Source organism: Ectopseudomonas oleovorans, from assembly GCF_003052605.1.
Taxonomy (GTDB): Bacteria; Pseudomonadota; Gammaproteobacteria; order Pseudomonadales; family Pseudomonadaceae; genus Aquipseudomonas; species Aquipseudomonas oleovorans_A.
Genome location: NZ_QASO01000050.1, coordinates 29,290 through 46,104, shown reverse-complemented (window position 1 = coordinate 46,104; position 16,815 = coordinate 29,290). Strand labels below are relative to the sequence as shown.

Here is a 16,815-nt window from a genome sequence, read left to right as displayed (position 1 = left end):
CGTAGTAGAGATCCACTCGATTGCACAGTGACATGAACTGATGACGAACCGGTCGCACCGACCTGTGTGTAACCTGCTGCATCCATCGGCCCTCTGCTTTGCAAGGCCGCTAGCCCGGTTAGGCGCACAGGAGCGAAATTCATCATGGCTCAAGGCTAACGCCTTATCAGAAGTCGAATATACGGAAGCAGTCGTACCTAGGTTCAGAGGCAGATTATTTCACTGGCAAAACGGGAGGAGTCCATATACGGATGCAATCCGGGGCGATTGAGCGCGGCCAAAAGCATCGCGGCTGAAGCCGCTCCTACAGACGCTCACAGGTCCCGTGGGAGCGGCTTCAGCCGCGATAGCTCTATCCAGCCCGCATGAAATCCGGGCTACGCCGTGACCGCCGCCGGCTTTGCAGGGTGCGCCGCGCGCACCGGCTTATCCATGTACGTCGGGGCGCTTGATCACGCCGCCACGGCCACCAGGCTCAGCACCTTGTTATCGAACAGCACGAATTGGCCATCCAGCTCGGCGCCCGTTCGCCAGTCCGGATGCAGGTCGATCAGCAGGCGCAGGCGTGCGCTGTCGTGGTCGATCTCCAGCAACTCGGCATCATGGAAATAGAAGCGCGTCAGGGTCAGCGGGTAGAGCGCCTTGAACAGGCTCTCCTTGAGCGAGAAGGTCAGGCTGATGCGCGCGGCGCGGGTCTCGTCGTCCAGATTTTGCAGGCGCTGCAGTTCGGTTGGGGTGAGGATTTCGCCCTGTAGGCGCTGAGCGCGTTCGGCCGGTAGCAGGCGCTCGACGTCCAGGCCCAGGGCGCGCCATTGCTCGCGCTGGGCGACCAGCGCGGCAGCCCAGTTGTCACCGTGGGTGATGGAGCCGACCACGCCAAGCGGCCATTGTGGCGCGCGGTCTTCACCTACGGCTGGCACGCTGGGCTGGCCGGTCACGCGGCGTAGTGCCTCGCGGGCACATAGGCGTCCGGCCAGGTACTCGGCCTGGCGCTTGGCGACGCCGCGCACCGGGGCGATATCGCAGCGAGCGAAGTCATCTTCTGCGAGCAGGGCTGGGTCGAAACGGGTGCTGATCAACTGCGCGCCGGGCAGTACGCGGGGCAGCGGGTTGTGCGTGTCGAGGGGGCTGCAGCAGGCCGGGTGGTAGGCATTCATGGGCGCGATTGTGCCGCGCCGTGGACCGTGCAGTCATCCGCCGTTTACATTTCTTTGCAGGCAGTTAACAAAGCTAAACGGACGCTGAGGCTGGCTTTTGTCAGACTGCGCTAGCATTCCCCAGGGAGTGCAGGTGAGGTTGTAGTCAGTGCGAGGGCACTGACGTTTTCTCCGAGTTCGAGAACGGTAGCCCGATTGGGCTGCCGTTTTTTTTGCGCTGCGTTTGGCGGCGCGGTCGAGGTTTGCCCGAGTGCGGCGCAGCCTGTGCAATTTCGAGCTGCGTAAGGTGGATCACGCTTCACCGACCCACCGCTCTGGTGGATGTAAAGAGCGACATCCACCCTACGGTCCCCCTTCGTGTGATCGCCAAGGCGTTCGCATTTGCCCTGTGGCTTTCGTGGGGGGATTTACAGTCAAATGCCTGTGCGGGCAAAAACCGACTCCCGCGAGGACCATGGACGATGACCCAACAATCGCAATTCGCCTTGCTCGGCAAGAAGCGCTTCTTGCCGTTTTTTCTGACGCAATTGCTCGGCGCCTTCAACGACAACATCTTCAAGCAGTCGCTGATTCTCGCCATCCTCTTCAAGCTCAACACCGGCGCCGACCGCGATCTGCTGGTCAACCTCTGCGCCTTGCTGTTCATCCTGCCGTTCTTTCTATTCTCCGCCCTCGGTGGCCAGTTCGGCGAGAAATTCGCCAAGGACTCGCTGATTCGCAAGATCAAGTTCGCCGAGATCCTGATCATGCTCGCCGGTGCCGTCGGGGTGCTGCTGGACAACCTGCCGCTGATGCTTGTCGTGTTGTTCGCCATGGGCACGCAGTCGGCGCTGTTTGGCCCGGTCAAGTATTCGATCCTGCCGCAGCACCTGAAGGAAGAGGAGCTGGTGGGTGGCAACGCCCTGGTGGAAATGGGCACCTTCCTGGCGATTCTGGCTGGCACCATCGGCGCCGGGATCATGATGGCCAGCAGCAGTTATGCGCCCATCGTCGCCGGTTCGGTGGTGGCTGTGGCGCTGCTTGGCTACCTAGCCAGCCTGGGTATTCCAAGGGCGTCGGCGGCGATGCCTGAGTTGCCGCTGGACTGGAACATCTTTCGTCAGTCCTGGGCCATCATGAAGCTTGGCCTGGGCCAGCGTCCGGCGGTGTCGCGCTCGCTGGTGGGCAACTCCTGGTTCTGGTTTCTCGGTGCGATCTATCTGACGCAGATTCCGGCCTACGCCAAGGAGTGGCTGTACGGTGATGAGAGCGTGGTGACGCTGATTCTCACCGTATTTTCGCTGGGTATCGGTCTGGGCTCGATGCTTTGCGAGCGCATGAGCGGGCACAAGGTGGAGATTGGTCTGGTGCCATTCGGCTCCATCGGTCTGACCCTGTTCGGCATGCTGCTGTGGTGGTTCTCCGGCGGCTTCCCGCAGGGCGCTGCGCCACATGACTGGCTGGCGCTGCTGGGCTACGGCCAGGCCTGGTGGATTCTCGGCTGCATCCTCGGCATCGGCCTGTTCGGCGGTTTTTATATCGTGCCGCTGTATGCGCTGATCCAGTCGCGCACCGCCGAGCACGAGCGGGCGCGGGTGATCGCGGCGAACAACATCCTCAATGCGCTGTTCATGGTGGCGTCGGCCATCGTTGCGATCCTGTTCTTGAGCGTCGCCGGGCTGTCGATTCCGCAGCTGTTTCTGGTGGTGTCGCTGATGAACATCGCGGTCAACAGCTACATCTTCAAGATCGTCCCCGAATTCAGCATGCGCTTTCTCATCTGGCTGCTGGGGCATTCGATGTACCGGGTCGAGCACAAGGGCCTGGACGCCATTCCCGACGAGGGGCCGGCAGTGCTGGTGTGCAACCACGTGTCCTTCGTCGATGCGCTGCTGATCGGTGGCGCGGTGCGGCGGCCGGTGCGCTTCGTCATGTACTACAAGATCTACGACCTGCCGGTGCTCAACTTCATCTTCCGCACCGCCGGTACGGTGCCGATCGCCGGGCGCAACGAGGATCTGCTGATCTACGACGCCGCGTTCAAGAAGATCGCCGAGTACCTGCGCAATGGCGAGCTGGTGTGCATCTTCCCCGAAGGCAAGTTGACTGCTGATGGTGAGCTTGACGAGTTCAGGTCGGGCGTCGAGCGCATTCTCGAAGAGAATCCGGTGCCGGTGATTCCCATGGCGCTGCAGGGCTTGTGGGGCAGCTTCTTCAGTCGCGATCCGCACAAGGGGCTGTTCAAGCGCCTGTGGTCGCGGGTGTGCCTGGTGGCGGGAACGCCGATTGCGCCGGAGCAGGCCAAGCGCGAGGCGTTGCAGGTGCAGGTGGCCGAGTTGCGTGGGGATTGGCGTTGATTTGAATCATGTGGGAGGCGCTTTAGCGGCGAATCGCGGCTGAAGCCGCTCCCACGAAGCTGGGTTCCTGCTTTCTCAATGGCTCATCTTGAGCCCGATCAACCCACAGACGATCAGCGCCACGCTGGCCAGGCGCAGCAGGGCCATGGATTCGCCGAACAGGATGATGCCGGCGATCACCGTGCCCACGGCGCCGACGCCGGTCCAGATGGCGTAGGCGGTGCCCAGCGGCAGTTCCTTCATGGCCAGGCCGAGCAGGGCCAGGCTGACCAGCATGGCGCAGACGGTCAGCAGCGTTGGCAGGGGACGGGTGAAGCCTTCGGTGTATTTCAGGCCGATGGCCCAGCCGACCTCGAACAGGCCGGCGAGCAGCAGAATGATCCAGGACATAGCTAACCTCCAGTGAGCCCTGAAAGGGGCCGTCCCCGGGTGGGTCACCCTGAGTTCAGGGTGCGGAGGTCGTCCTCGCGTGCGCCATTATTGTGCACATTGACGAGCTCGGGGCAAGGCGCCCCAGATCAGCGGAACTTGTTGATTCAGCTGGAACTTTTCTCTGAATCCTGACTCATTCGACGATAAATGGTCGCCAGCAGCGGGCCGGACAGGTTGTGCCAGACGCTGAACAAGGCGCTGGGCACGGCGGCCAGCGGGCTGAAGTGGGCGCTGGCCAGGGCGGCGCCGAGGCCGGAGTTCTGCATGCCGACTTCGATGGACAGCGTCTTGCGCTGCGCCAGCGACATGCCGAACAGGCGCCCGGCCAGGTAACCCAGGCCCAGGCCGATGCCGTTGTGCAGCATCACCACGGCCATAATCAGCAGGCCGGATTCGGCGATCTTGCCCTGGCTGGCGGCGACGACCGCAGCGACGATGGCGACGATGCTCACCACGGAAATCAGCGGCAGCACCTCGACCGCGGTCTTCACCCGCTCGCCGAGCAGGCGCTGGGCGATCAGGCCTAGGGCGATGGGCAGCAGCACCATCTTGAGGATGGAGATGAACATGGCGTTGAAGGACACCGGCAGCCACTCCGAGGCCAGCAGCCAGATCAGTGCCGGGGTCACGAGCGGGGCGAGCAGGGTGGTGACGGCGGTGATCGACACCGACAGCGCCAGGTCGCCACGGGCGAACCAGGTGATCACGTTGGAGGCGGTGCCGCCCGGGCAGCAGCCGACCAGAATCACGCCCACGGCGATTTCCGGCGGCAGCGCGAATACCTGGCACAGCAGCCAGGCTGTGCTGGGCATGATGATGAACTGGGCCAGTACGCCAAGCAGCACGGCCAGCGGGCGACGGGCGACTTCCTGAAAGTCCGCGCCCTTGAGGGTCAGGCCCATGCCGAACATGATCAGCCCGAGCAGCGGGACGATCCAGGCGGTCAGTGGCAGGAACCAGCTGGGTTGGAAGAAGGCCATGACGGCGAACAGCAACACCCAGACGGCGAAGGTGTTGCCGATAAAACGGCTGAGGGCGATCAGTGCTTGCATGGCAGATTTCCTGGCAGGTTCGGAAAAGCCGGCAAGCCTACCAGAAGCGTCCAGCGCACCAGAACTGTAGGAGCCGGCTTGCCGGCGATGCTTTTCCAAGGAATGTCGATAGAACCGATCGCCAGCAAGCGGGCTCCTACAAAAGCCCTAGAGCGGCTCTTCATCCGCCGGATAACGGCTGGCGGTCAGGCTCTCCTTGATCCTGCGCAGGTGCGGCTGGAAGTCCACGCCACGGCGCAGGGTAACGCCGGTGGCGAGTACGTCGAGCACGGTGAGCTGGATGATGCGCGAGGTCATCGGCATGTAGATGTCGGTGTCTTCCGGCAGTGGAATGTCCAGGCTCAGGGTGCTGGCCCTGGCCAGCGGCGAGCCGGCAGCGGTGAGGCCGAGCACCGAGGCGCCGTTCTCGCGCGCCAGGCGTGCCACCTCCACCAGTTCGCGGGTGCGCCCGGTATAGGAAATGATCACGAACAGATCGCCGGTGTGCGCCACCGAGGCGATCATGCGCTGCATCAGCACGTCGGAATGCGCCGACACCGCCAGGTTGAAGCGGAAGAACTTGTGCTGCGCGTCCAGCGCCACCGAGGCCGAGGCGCCGAGGCCGAAGAAGTGGATCTGCCGCGCCTGGATCAACAGGTCGACGGCGCGGCTGACCAGCTGCGCATCGAGGCTCTGGCAGGCGGTATCTAGCGAGGCGATGGTGCTGCCGAAGATCTTCCGCGTGTAGGCCTCGGGGCCGTCGTCGGCCGATACCGCACGGCTGACGTAGGCGGCGCCGCTGGCCAGGCTCTGCGCCAGCTGCATCTTCAGTTCCGGGTAGCCGTTGGCACCGAAGGAGCGGCAGAAACGGTTGACCGTCGGCTCGCTGACACCCGCCGCCTGGGCCAGTGCGGCGATGCTGAAGCGCGTGGCCTGCTGCGGGTCGTGCAGGATCACTTCGGCGACCTTGCGTTCGGCCTTGTTCAGGTCGTCCAGGCGGCTCTGGATCTGTTCCAGCAGGTTGCGCACGCGGTCCATAAGGGCTCCTAACAGGCGGTTGAACGGGCTTGGCGACAGGCGATGGGCGGTAAAACAACCGGCCTATCCTACTGATGCCGCCTCAAGGTCACCACTGACTTATCGGATGCAGTGAATGATGTTGTTGCTATCACAACATTTTTCCTTGATAAAAGCAGTATCACCCGGTATTTCTAGTGCATCTTGATAAAAGAACAAACTCCATGCCCGCGATAAAGCTTGAATCCTGCACCTTTGCCTTGTTCGGAGCGCTGGGCGATCTGGCCTTGCGCAAGTTGTTTCCCGCGCTTTACCAGCTTGATCGCGCTGGTTTGCTACACGATGCCACGCGCATTCTCGCCCTGGCCCGTGAAGCGGGCGAGCCGAGCGACCACCTGCGTGCCATCGAGCAGGCGTTGCGCCTGCATGTGCCAGCCAAGGAGCTGACGGAAACCGACATGGCGCGGTTCCTGGCGCGTCTGAGCTACCTGACCATGGACTTTCTCAAGGCCGAGGACTACTCGGCGCTGCTCGAGCAGGTCAGCCCGCAGGATCAGTTGATCGCCTACTTCGCCACGCCAGCCTCGGTATATGGCGGCATCTGCGCCAACCTGGCCGCGGTGGGCCTGGCCGAGCGCTGCCGGGTGGTGCTGGAAAAGCCCATCGGCCACGACCTGGCCTCTTCGCGTGCGGTGAACGATGCGGTGGCGCAGGTGTTCGCGGAGAACCGCGTCTATCGCATCGACCATTACCTGGGCAAGGAGACGGTGCAGAACCTGATCGCCCTGCGCTTCGCCAACAGCCTGTTTGAAACCCAGTGGAACCAGAACCACATCTCCCACGTGGAATTCACCGTGGCCGAGAAGGTCGGCATCGAGGGGCGTTGGGGCTATTTCGACCAGGCCGGCCAGCTGCGCGACATGATCCAGAACCACCTGCTGCAGTTGCTCTGCCTGATCGCCATGGACCCGCCCAGCGACCTGTCCGCCGACAGCATCCGCGACGAGAAGGTCAAGGTGCTCAAGGCTCTGGAGCCGATCAGCGCCGAACAGCTTGGCCAGCGCGTGGTGCGCGGCCAGTACGTGGCCGGCAGCAGCGACGGTCGGCCGGTGCCCGGCTATCTGGAAGAAGAGAATTCCAACACTCAGAGCGACACCGAAACCTTCGTCGCCCTGCGTGCCGACATCCGCAACTGGCGCTGGGCCGGCGTGGCGTTCTACCTGCGCACCGGCAAGCGCATGCCGCAGAAGCTGTCGCAGATCGTCATCCACTTCAAGGCGCCGCCGCACTACATCTTCGCCCCGGAGCAACGCCAGCTGATCGGCAACAAGCTGATCATCCGCCTGCAGCCGGACGAGGGTATCGCCCTGCAGGTGCTGACCAAGGATCAGGGCCTGGACAAGGGCATGCAGCTACGCAGTGGTCCGCTGCAACTGAGTTTTTCCGATACCTACCGCAGCGCGCGCATCCCCGATGCCTACGAACGTCTGCTGCTGGAAGTGATGCGCGGCAACCAGAACCTGTTCGTGCGCAAGGACGAAATCGAATATGCCTGGCAGTGGTGCGATCAGCTGATCGCCGGCTGGAAGCAGCTCGGCGAGGCGCCGAAACCCTATACCGCCGGTAGTTGGGGCCCGATGGCGTCGGTTGCCTTGATCACCCGTGATGGCAGGAGCTGGTATGGCGATCTCTGAACTGCAACTGCCGCCAGGCGTCCGGGCCTGTACGCATGACGCTGCCGGACCAATGGCTCAGGCGCTGGCCGTGCGCGTGGCTGATGCCTTGCGTGAGGCCATCGCCGTTCGCGGTCAGGCGACCCTGGTGGTGTCCGGCGGGCGCAGTCCGGTGTCGTTCTTCGAGGCGCTGGCGCAGCAGGATCTGCCCTGGGCGCAGGTGCGGGTCAGCCTGGCCGACGAGCGTTGGGTGCCGGTCAATCACGCCAGCAGCAACGAGGCGCTGGTGCGCCGTCATCTGCTGCGTGGCGCGGCCTCCGAGGCGAAGTTCCTCGGCCTGTACCGGGTCGCCGGTAGCCTGGAGCAGGCGGCCGAGTTGGCCGATGCGGCCTTTGCCGAACTGCCGCCGATCGACGTGCTGGTGCTCGGCATGGGCGACGACGGCCACACCGCCTCGTTGTTCCCGGACAGCCCCAATCTCGATCTGGCGCTACGCGCCGACTGCTCGCGCCGGGTATTGCCGATGCAGGCGCCGAGCCAGCCCGCACAGCGCCTGACCCTGACCCTGCCGCTGCTGGCCGGCGCGCGCCTGCCGCTGCTTGCGATCCAGGGCCAGGCCAAGCTGGCCACCCTGGCCGAGGCGCTGGCGCCCGGCGAGGTGGCGCGCATGCCGATCCGCGCCTTCCTGCATTCCCCTCTCGAAATCTATTGGTGCCCCTGACATGACCAGCCTCGACCAAGGCCAGCGCGCGCGCATGGCCGACAAAATCGCCGAGATCGACCGCATCTGCGCCCAGGCACGGATCATGCCGGTGATCACCATCGCCCGTGAGGCGGACATCCTGCCGCTGGCCGATGCGCTGGCTGCCGGTGGCCTGCGCGTGCTGGAGGTGACCCTGCGTTCCGAGCACGGCCTGGAGGCGATCCGTCGTCTGCGCGCCGAGCGTCCTGAGCTGTGTGTCGGTGCCGGCACCGTGCTGGACGAGGACATGCTGGCCGCCGCCACGGATGCTGGGGCGCAGTTCATCGTCACCCCGGGCAGTACCCGCGAGCTGCTGCTGGCCGCGCTGGACAATCCGCTGCCACTGTTGCCGGGCATCAGTAGTGCGTCGGAGATCATGATCGGCTACGCCCTGGGCTATCGCCGCTTCAAGCTGTTCCCCGCCGAGGTGTGCGGCGGGGTGGCGGCGCTCAAGGCGCTGGCCGGGCCGTTCGCTGGCGTGCGGTTTTGCCCGACCGGCGGTATCACCCTGGATAACCTGCAGCGCTACATGGCGCAGCCCAACGTCATGTGTGTCGGCGGTACCTGGATGTTCCAGCGCGAATGGGTGGAAAACAGCGACTGGGCGCGTATCCAGCAATGCAGCGCCGAGGCACTGCAGCTGTTGGACTGAAACGCGTCGCTGCCGATTGTCGGATCGACTTAAAATCTGTGCCGCGTTGGACGCCTGTGACGTCAGGTAATGTCATTGTGCTGGCGTCAATAAAAAAAATTCTCCAGCTAAACCTGAAACATCCGCAGTTGGAGAATTTTTATGAACACCTGGTTCGCTAATCTCAGCGTGACCCGCAAGCTTGCTCTCGGCTTCGGCCTGGTGCTGGCGTTGACCCTGGCGCTGGCCTGGACTGCCTGGAGCGGCCTGGGCAGCGTTATCCAGCGCAGCAGCTGGATGAGCGAAATTACGCAACTGAACGCCACGCTGACCAATCTGCGGATCGCCCGTCTGCAGTTCATGCTGGCCAAGGGCGATGCCCCCAGCACCGAGCGTTTGCTGACCAACCTCGACATCTATCTGCAGCAGCAGAAAAAATTGCTCGGCACCTTCACCAATCCAGTGAACGTCAAGCTGCTGCAGGAGCAGGACCGCTATAACCAGGACTACCAGCGCTCTCTGGCCGGCATGCGCGCCGCCTACGCAGTAGCGGCCAAGGTGCGTGATCAGGTCGCTGTCGAAGACCAGCAATTGAGTGAGCTGCTGGCCACGATGCGGCGCAGTATCGAACAGCTGCCGGAATACGACGCCAATCGCTTCCCGCAACTGCAGGCGCTGACCGCTACGCATGGCGAATTGTTGCGCCTGCGCTATCTGCTTGAACGTTATGACAGCGCCCCCGATGCCCAAATCGAACAGGCGCTGTCCGAGCGTATCGCCATGGCCCGTGCCAGCCTGGATACCCTGGAGCAGGTTTTTGGTAGCACCCAGCAAGAAGCCGTACGCCGTATCGAGGCGGCCCTGGCGCAGTTCGAGCAGACCGTGCAGGCGTTCAAGGGCGCCACGGCCGATATCGCCCGCACCCGTCAGGAAATGACCGACCAGCAGACCGAGATCGTCCGCATCAGTGACACCCTGTACAAGTTCCAGATCGAGCGTCTGGCCATCGAGAGCGCCGAGGCGCGCACCTGGCAGATCATCGCCGTGCTGCTGGCGCTGCTGTTCGGTGTGTTGGCAGCCTGGCTGATCACGCGCCAGATCACGCGTCCGCTGCAGGACACCCTAGGCGCCGTGCAGCGTATTGCCGATGGCGACCTGACCGAGTCGGCGCGCATCACGCGTCGTGACGAGCTGGGCATGTTGCAGCAGGGCATCGCGCAGATGGCCGGCACCCTGCGAGAGCTGATCAGCGGCATTCGCGATGGCGTGGCGCAGATCGCCAGCGCTGCCGAGCAGCTTTCCGCCGTGACCGAGCAGACCAGCGCGGGTGCCAATCATCAGCGCCAGGAAACCGATCAGGTGGCCACGGCCATGCATGAAATGTCCGCCACCGTGCAGGAAGTGGCGCGCAATGCCGAGCAGGCCTCCGATGCCGCGACCGCTGCCGATGCCGAAGCGCGTCAGGGTGATCAGGTGGTGGCTCAGGTGGTGTCGCAGATCGAGCGTCTGGCTGCCGAAGTGGGGCGTTCCTCCGAGGCCATGACTGGCCTGCAGCAGGAAAGCGACAAGATCGGCAGCGTGATGGACGTGATCAAGTCGGTGGCCGAGCAGACCAACCTGCTGGCGCTCAACGCTGCCATCGAGGCGGCGCGGGCCGGTGAGGCCGGTCGTGGGTTTGCCGTGGTGGCCGATGAAGTGCGCGGCTTGGCCCAGCGTACGCAGAAGTCCACCGAGGAAATCGAAGCGCTGATCGCCGGCTTGCAGAGTGGTACTCAGCAGGTGGCAGCGGCGATGCGCACCAGCCGCGACATCACCGACAGCAGCGTCGAGCTGACCCGCAAGGCCGGTGTGTCGCTGGCCAGCATCACCCAGGCGGTGTCCAACATCCAGTCGATGAACCAGCAGATCGCGGCGGCCGCCGAAGAGCAGAGCGCCGTGGCCGAGGAGATCAGCCGCAGCGTGATCAGCGTGCGTGACATCTCCGAACAAACTGCCAGCGCCAGCGAAGAAACCGCTGCCTCCAGCGCCGAACTAGCCCGTCTGGGCGGTCAGTTGCAGGCCATGGTCAGCCGCTTCCGCGTCTAAGCCTGCAGTCGTGTCGGTGCGCACAGCGCACCCTACGTCGACCAGTAGTGTGCGCGGCGCGCATCGCCTGTCCGAACTCAACTGGCCAAGGTCAGCGGTTCTGGCTCTTCCTGCACTTGTACGCCGGCGAGGACGTCCTCGCCCCAGCGGCGAATGTCGTTGAAGCAGACGATATCGAACAGCTCGCGCAGGCGCGCCTGGGCTTCGCTCTTGGGCAGGTTCAGCGCCAGGTAGCAGGTCTGTGCCAGGTCGGCCGGGTCGTGCGGGTTGGTCAGCAGGGCGCCCTTGAGTTCGGCTGCCGCGCCGGCGAACTCCGACAGCACCAGCACACCACGCCCGCCGAGCAGGCCTTGCGCTGCGACGAACTCCTTGGCCACCAGGTTCAGCCCGTCGCGCAGCGGGGTGATCCACATCACGTCGGCCATGGCGTACCAGGCGCTGACTTCCTCGAAGGGCAGGCTGCGGAAGAAGAACTGCAAAGGCGTCCAGCCGATGCGGGCGAAGCGGCCGTTGATGCGACCGACCGCCTGTTCGATCTGCGTTTGCAGTTCGTTGTAGACGGTCATCTCGCGCGCGGCCGGTACGCAGACCGTTACCAGGGTGACCTTGCCGAGCAGTTCGGGGTTGTCGGCCAACAGGCGTTCGTAGGCGTTGAGTTTTTCCAGGATGCCCTTGGTGTAGTCGAGGCGTTCGACCGAGAGGATCAGCTTCACGCCTTTCATCTCTTCGCGTAGCTGGGCCATCAGCTCCTTGATCTTCGGTGCCTCCAATGCATTGCGCACGCGGTCGATATCCAGCCCCACCGGGTGCGCACCCAGTTTGACCTGGCGCGTGCCGGTATCCAGCGCGGTGGTCATGCGCTCCAGGCCGACGGCGCAACCGTAGGTGATGAAGCGCGGTGCGCAGTTCTGTCGATCCAGGGTTTTCAGTGGGAATACACCACGGGCCACATCGACGAAGTTCTCCACCTGGCGTGGAATGTGAAAACCGATGTAATCGCACTGCAGCAGGCTGCCGACGATCTGCCGGCGCCAGGGCAGCACGTTGAACACGTCCGCCGAGGGGAAGTAGGTGTGGTGGAAGAAGGCGATGCGCAGATCCGGGCGCAGCTCGCGCAGGTAGGCCGGCACCATCCACAGGTTGTAGTCGTGCAGCCAGACGATGGCGCCTTCGGCGGCCTCCAGCGCGGTGCGTTCGGCGAAGGCGCGGTTGACCTTGAGGAATACCTGCCAGTCGTCTTCGTTGAAGACGGCGCGCTCCCAGAAAGTGTGCAGGGTCGGCCAGAAGGCTTCCTTGGAGAAGCGCTTGTAGAAGATATCGACTTCTTCCTTGCTCAGCTTGACCCGCGCGGCGGTGAGCTTGGGATAGCGCTCGGCGTCCACGGTGGTGTGGCTGTCGAACGGTTCGTCGCCGTCCTCGTGCACGGCCCAGGCAACCCAGGAGCCGGGGCGGCCGTCGCCGAAGAAGCTGAGCAGGGTGGGAATGATGCCGTTGGGTGAGGTCGGGCGACGACGTTGCAGCTTGCCGGCCGCGTTGCGGTATTCCTCATAGGGCAGGCGATGATAGACCATCACCAGCTCGGCCTTACCCGGCTGCGCGGCCTGGCGCCGTTCGGCGGCGATGCCGTGCTCGCCAAGGAAGCCGAAATGGGCGAAGGCTTCGAGAATGCCGCCGCAGCCAGGGCGGCTGGCGTGCAGAGTGCGCGAGTGGCTGCGCGTGGCGTCCAGCAGCGCGGCTTCCGACTGGCCGACACACACGCCATGGAAGCTGGCGCTGAGCATGGACAGGTCATTGAGCGTATCGCCGGCCGCCAGCACCTGGTCGTGATCCAGCTCCAGCCAGTCGGCCAGGGCCTGCAGGCTGCTGCCCTTGTTCACCCCTTTGGGCAGAAAGTCCAGGTACAGCTCGGCGGAGTAGAGCAGGTCGCAGCCCAGTTCATCGGCGATCTTGCGTAGCGCCGGGTTGGCTGCCTGCTCAGGCGTGCAGAAGTAGGAGCAGCGGCGCGCCTGCGGCACGTCCTGACGCTCCAGGCCGAACGGCTCGATGACGCTGGCTACCTGGGTTTCGCCGGGCCAGCGGGCATCGACCACACTCTGCAACTGCTGGATCGGTTGCAGGCTGTCGCCATGCACCAGGGTCGCGCCGACGTCGGCGATGATGTAGTCCGGCTGCGGCAGTGTCGGGTCGGCCAGCAGCGGCAGCACTGCCTCCAGGCTGCGCCCGGTGACATAGGCGAGCTTGATCTCGGGGTGGGCGGCGATGGTCTGGTAGAGGCTCAGGCGATCTTCGGGGTCGCCAGCGAGAAAGGTTCCATCCAGGTCGGTAGCTAATAGCATCGTTGTTTCTCCAGAAGTGGCCGCTGCGGCGTTGCTCGGTGGCGAGCGGCCGACGGGCCGGGTTTCTGGCTGCTTGGGGTAGGCTCAAGGCCTTGCCGAAACAGCCTTTAAGAACCCGTCCAAAGACTGCTGCGCGTCGGCCATGCTGCGTTGAAGTCGAGCTCAGAATGCTCATTTACAGCACGTAAACTCCGCTTCTTCGCTCGACTTCGCCTTGCCTGGCTCTAGCTCGCGAGTCTTTGAACAGGTTCTATGACTTCAGGACTGAATCGTCTCCTCTGTCGATTCGTGCGGCGGCGCATCGGGCATCAGCTCCAATACCGTGGGGCTGGTGCGCAGCATGGGCGTGAAGTGCGCAGCGTCGCCGCTGACCAGATCGCTGACATGGCGCAGCCGGTAAAAGGTGTAGGCGGCCAGCAGGCCGAGGGTGCAAGCGAAGTACAGCGGCAGCGCGCTGGCGCCCAACTGCTCCATCAGCAGACCGGCCAATAGCGGGCCGCACACCGAGCCGATGCCATTGACCATCAGCAAGCTGGCGGAGCCAGAGAGGATCTCGTCGCTGTGCAACTGGTCGATCAGTTGTGCGACGGCGATGGGGTAGATGGCGAAAGCCAGGCCGCCCCAGATGAAGATGGCGCCGAGCAGCAGTGGGCCGGCCGGCAGCAGGCTCATGATCAGCGCCAGGGCGACTGCCAGTATCACCACCCAGAGCAGTACCTGGCGCCGGTCGTGGCGATCCGAGTAGATACCGATGGGCCATTGCAGCAGGGCGCCACCGAGAATGGTCGCGGTCATCAGCAGGCCGACGCCCGGCGTATCGAAACCGGCCAGGCTGGCATAGACCGGCGCCATGCCCCAGAAGCCGCCCATGGCAAGGCCGGAGAGGCCGGCTGCGACTATCGCTAGCGGCGCAATATTCCACAGTTGGCGCAGGTTGCTCGGCGGTGTCTCGGGCAGGCTCGGCTGTGCCTGGCGGGTAAGGGTGATGGGCATCAGCGCGGCGCTAATGAGGATGGCAGCGATGGCGAAGAGGGTGAATTGCACCGGGTCGGCCAGGTGCAGCAGTTGCTGAGCCAGGGCCAGGGCGCCGAGGTTGACCGCCATGTACAGGGCGAACACTTGGCCGCGCTTCTCGTTGGGCGCTTTGGCGTTGAGCCAGCTCTCGATGACCATGTACAGCGTCACCAGCGCCAGACCGTAGAGCACACGCAGCAGCAGCCAGACCCACGGATCGATCAGCAGCAGATGGAGCAGGGCGGCAATGGCAGCCAGGGCGGCGCAGCAGGCGAACGCGCGGATATGTCCGATGCGTCGAACCAGCGGAGTCGCCAGCCAGGTGCCGAGGAGGAACCCGACGAAGTACCCGGACATGATCAGGCCGAGCATCGTGGTGGAGTAGCCTTCGGCGACGCCACGCAGGGTCAGGAGGGTGTTGAGTAGACCATTGCCGAGCAGGAGCAGAGCCACGCCGCTCAGCAACGAGCTGATGGGGGCAATGAGAGACAACATGCAAACCACCCTAGGGGACTATGCCGCCGATGGCAAGCATGAAGCAGGCCAGTGCCTGCCGGGTTGTTTGTTTAAGTTATTGATTTATAAGATTTATTTTTATCGATAAACGGTAGTTGAGTATTTTCTGAGTCGCTACGCTGCGCGCTGCCGGGGCGCCGGAACCTGTGCGTGCACCGATTCCGGCCCGTTGCGTTGGCTGCATCAAAGGCTGACCTGGGCGATGGCGCTGGCCAATTGGTCGAGCCGTGTGGCGTCCAGTCCGGCGACGTTGGCGCGGCCACTGCCGACCATGTACACGCTGAATTCCTCGCGCAGACGTTGCACCTGTATAGCTGACAGACCGGTGTAGGAGAACATGCCGCGCTGTTCGGCGATATGCGCGAAGCGTTCGCTCAGGCCGTGGGGTGCCAGCGCTTCGACCAGGCCGCGACGCAGGCTGGCGACGCGCAGGCGCATGCTTTCCAGCTCGTCCAGCCAGAGCCCTTTCAGCTCGTCGTCACCGAGTATCTGCGCCACCACCGCAGCGCCATGGGCGGGCTGCGTCGACCACAGGTTGCGGGCGATGCAGGCCAACTGACTGCGGATGTCGGCAAGCTTTTCGGCGTTGCTGGCGCAGACGAGCAGGGCACCGGTGCGTTCGCGATACAGGCCGAAGTTCTTCGAGCAGGAACTGGTGATCAGCAGCTCCGGCAGTTCGGCGGCGAACAGGCGCACGGCCCAGGCGTCTTGCTCCAGGCCATCACCGAAGCCGTGGTAGGCGAAGTCGATCAGCGGCAGCAGTTCGCGCGCCTTGACCACCTCCAGCACGCGTTTCCAATCGCGCGGAGTGAGGTCGAAGCCGGTGGGGTTGTGGCAGCAGGCATGCAGCAGTACCACGTCACCCTTGGGCAGGTGGGTGAGGGCGGCGATCATGGCCTCGACGTCGAGGCGATTGTCGGCGCCGACGTAGGGGTAGTGGCCGACCTTGAGCCCGGCTTCGGCGAACAGGGTTTCATGGATTGGCCAGGTCGGATCGCTCAGCCAGATACCGCGCCCCGGCAGGCAGTGACGAATGAAATCACCCGCCAGCCGCAGGGCGCCGGTGCCACCCGGTGTTTGCGTCGCGCCGGCGCGCTGCTCGGCGAGCAGTGCCGAGTCAGCGCCCAGCACCAGCTGGCTCAGGAGCGTGCCGAACGCGGCGTCGCCATGGCCGCCGACGTAGGTCTTGGTTTGTTCGTCGTCGATCAGGCGCTGTTCGGCGAGTTTCACCGCGTGGGGGATTGGCGTCAGGCCCTGGGCGTCCTTGTAGACGCCGACGCCAAGGTCCAGGCGCGCCGGGTTGCTGTCGAGGCGATAGGCTTCCATCAGGCTGAGGATGGGATCACCCGGGACGCGGGCGATCTGGGCGAAATGGTTCACTTGCGGCCCTCGGCGCTGGCGGCCAGCACGTCGGTGCGCGCGGCCATGATGAAGTCGTTGCGGTGCAGGCCGCGCATCTCGTGGCTCCACCAGGTGACGGTGACCTTGCCCCATTCGGTGAGCAGCGCAGGGTGATGGCCGACTTCCTCGGCGATGGCGCCAACGGCGTTGGTGAATGCCAGGGCATGGCGGAAATTCTTGAACAGGTACACGCGCTCCAGCTCCATATGGTCGCCGCGTACCTCGATGTTCCAGTCGGGGATCTCGCGGATCAGCTCGGCGAGTTCTTCATCGGTCACTTTCGGCGCATCGGCGCGGCAGGCTTCGCATTGGGTTTGGGCAAGGCTCATTGGGGTTCTCCTGGGTAAACAATGTAATGACAGTAGTTGATCATCGAGTGTAGGGGCCGCGCCCTCGCGGCGAATCGCGGGGGCAACGCCGATAAGGGAGTCAGGCCGCAATCGT

At 64.1% G+C, this 16,815-nt stretch carries 14 protein-coding genes; 5 read left to right on the top strand and 9 right to left on the bottom strand.

The window, feature by feature from the left end; genetic code table 11:
* Positions 1-452: 452 nt before the first annotated feature.
* Positions 453-1,157 carry a 4'-phosphopantetheinyl transferase family protein gene (locus DBO86_RS09760; RefSeq protein WP_108233579.1) on the bottom strand — a complete coding sequence of 235 codons (705 nt, stop codon included), beginning with the start codon at positions 1,155-1,157 and terminating at the stop codon, positions 453-455.
* Between the two features lie 461 nt (positions 1,158-1,618).
* Here DBO86_RS09760 and DBO86_RS09755 point away from each other — a divergent pair, with 461 nt between their 5' ends.
* Positions 1,619-3,493: an MFS transporter gene (locus tag DBO86_RS09755; protein ID WP_108233578.1), complete on the top strand. Its 1,875-nt coding sequence runs from the start codon at positions 1,619-1,621 to the stop codon at positions 3,491-3,493.
* 75 nt (positions 3,494-3,568) lie between these two features.
* Here the strand turns inward: DBO86_RS09755 and sugE are convergent, their stop codons facing one another.
* The 4 genes from sugE to DBO86_RS09740 form a co-directional block, all read right to left on the bottom strand.
* Entirely contained in the window at positions 3,569-3,883 is a 315-nt protein-coding gene (sugE, locus tag DBO86_RS09750) for a quaternary ammonium compound efflux SMR transporter SugE (protein WP_045735020.1), read from the bottom strand.
* Between the two features lie 146 nt (positions 3,884-4,029).
* Complete coding sequence (locus DBO86_RS09745; protein WP_108233577.1) at positions 4,030-4,977, bottom strand: bile acid:sodium symporter family protein; 948 nt, start codon at positions 4,975-4,977, stop codon at positions 4,030-4,032.
* A complete protein-coding gene (locus DBO86_RS25995; RefSeq protein ID WP_167399112.1) occupies positions 4,965-5,105 on the bottom strand; it encodes a hypothetical protein in 141 nt (46 codons plus the stop codon). Before DBO86_RS25995 ends, DBO86_RS09745 begins: the two co-directional genes overlap by 13 nt.
* Positions 5,106-5,124: 19 nt before the next feature.
* Positions 5,125-5,994: a MurR/RpiR family transcriptional regulator gene (locus DBO86_RS09740; protein WP_108233576.1), complete on the bottom strand. Its 870-nt coding sequence runs from the start codon at positions 5,992-5,994 to the stop codon at positions 5,125-5,127.
* A 203-nt stretch (positions 5,995-6,197) separates the two neighbouring features.
* Between DBO86_RS09740 and zwf the strand changes: the two genes are divergently transcribed.
* The 4 genes from zwf to DBO86_RS09720 all read left to right on the top strand — a co-directional run bounded on the left by zwf (position 6,198) and on the right by DBO86_RS09720 (position 11,104).
* Complete coding sequence (gene zwf / locus DBO86_RS09735) at positions 6,198-7,667, top strand: glucose-6-phosphate dehydrogenase (RefSeq protein ID WP_108233575.1); 1,470 nt, start codon at positions 6,198-6,200, stop codon at positions 7,665-7,667.
* On the top strand, positions 7,654-8,367 hold the full coding sequence (pgl, locus tag DBO86_RS09730) for a 6-phosphogluconolactonase (protein WP_074858532.1): 714 nt from the start codon (positions 7,654-7,656) through the stop codon (positions 8,365-8,367). The genes zwf and pgl overlap by 14 nt, the downstream gene beginning before the upstream one ends.
* A gap of 1 nt (position 8,368) precedes the next feature.
* Positions 8,369-9,040, top strand: coding sequence for a bifunctional 4-hydroxy-2-oxoglutarate aldolase/2-dehydro-3-deoxy-phosphogluconate aldolase (locus DBO86_RS09725; protein WP_084341123.1), 672 nt, complete (start codon positions 8,369-8,371; stop codon positions 9,038-9,040).
* Between the two features lie 141 nt (positions 9,041-9,181).
* Entirely contained in the window at positions 9,182-11,104 is a 1,923-nt protein-coding gene (locus DBO86_RS09720) for a methyl-accepting chemotaxis protein (RefSeq protein WP_108233574.1), read from the top strand.
* A gap of 77 nt (positions 11,105-11,181) precedes the next feature.
* On the opposite strand, the gene ggpS is transcribed toward DBO86_RS09720, so the two are convergent.
* The 4 genes from ggpS to DBO86_RS09700 form a co-directional block, all read right to left on the bottom strand.
* Positions 11,182-13,440 carry a glucosylglycerol-phosphate synthase gene (ggpS, locus tag DBO86_RS09715; protein WP_108233573.1) on the bottom strand — a complete coding sequence of 753 codons (2,259 nt, stop codon included), beginning with the start codon at positions 13,438-13,440 and terminating at the stop codon, positions 11,182-11,184.
* A 258-nt stretch (positions 13,441-13,698) separates the two neighbouring features.
* Entirely contained in the window at positions 13,699-14,949 is a 1,251-nt protein-coding gene (locus DBO86_RS09710; RefSeq protein WP_108233572.1) for an MFS transporter, read from the bottom strand.
* 204 nt (positions 14,950-15,153) lie between these two features.
* Positions 15,154-16,350, bottom strand: a complete 1,197-nt coding sequence (locus DBO86_RS09705) for an amino acid aminotransferase (RefSeq protein ID WP_108233571.1) — start codon at positions 16,348-16,350, stop codon at positions 15,154-15,156.
* Positions 16,347-16,700 (bottom strand): 4a-hydroxytetrahydrobiopterin dehydratase, encoded by a 354-nt coding sequence (locus tag DBO86_RS09700; RefSeq protein ID WP_108233570.1) that lies wholly within the window; start codon positions 16,698-16,700, stop codon positions 16,347-16,349. Before DBO86_RS09700 ends, DBO86_RS09705 begins: the two co-directional genes overlap by 4 nt.
* Positions 16,701-16,815: the final 115 nt, after the last annotated feature.

Bases quoted from the DNA above. Each gene is read 5' to 3' on its own strand.
- DBO86_RS09700 (WP_108233570.1), bottom strand. From the start codon at position 16,700: ATGAGCCTTGCCCAAACCCAATGCGAAGCCTGCCGCGCCGATGCGCCG.
- ggpS (WP_108233573.1), bottom strand. From the start codon at position 13,440: ATGCTATTAGCTACCGACCTGGATGGAACCTTTCTCGCTGGCGACCCC.
- pgl (WP_074858532.1), top strand. From the start codon at position 7,654: ATGGCGATCTCTGAACTGCAACTGCCGCCAGGCGTCCGGGCCTGTACG.
- DBO86_RS09740 (WP_108233576.1), bottom strand. From the start codon at position 5,994: ATGGACCGCGTGCGCAACCTGCTGGAACAGATCCAGAGCCGCCTGGAC.
- sugE (WP_045735020.1), bottom strand. From the start codon at position 3,883: ATGTCCTGGATCATTCTGCTGCTCGCCGGCCTGTTCGAGGTCGGCTGG.
- DBO86_RS09755 (WP_108233578.1), top strand. From the start codon at position 1,619: ATGACCCAACAATCGCAATTCGCCTTGCTCGGCAAGAAGCGCTTCTTG.
- DBO86_RS09760 (WP_108233579.1), bottom strand. From the start codon at position 1,157: ATGAATGCCTACCACCCGGCCTGCTGCAGCCCCCTCGACACGCACAAC.
- DBO86_RS09720 (WP_108233574.1), top strand. From the start codon at position 9,182: ATGAACACCTGGTTCGCTAATCTCAGCGTGACCCGCAAGCTTGCTCTC.
- DBO86_RS09745 (WP_108233577.1), bottom strand. From the start codon at position 4,977: ATGCAAGCACTGATCGCCCTCAGCCGTTTTATCGGCAACACCTTCGCC.
- zwf (WP_108233575.1), top strand. From the start codon at position 6,198: ATGCCCGCGATAAAGCTTGAATCCTGCACCTTTGCCTTGTTCGGAGCG.
- DBO86_RS09725 (WP_084341123.1), top strand. From the start codon at position 8,369: ATGACCAGCCTCGACCAAGGCCAGCGCGCGCGCATGGCCGACAAAATC.
- DBO86_RS09710 (WP_108233572.1), bottom strand. From the start codon at position 14,949: ATGTTGTCTCTCATTGCCCCCATCAGCTCGTTGCTGAGCGGCGTGGCT.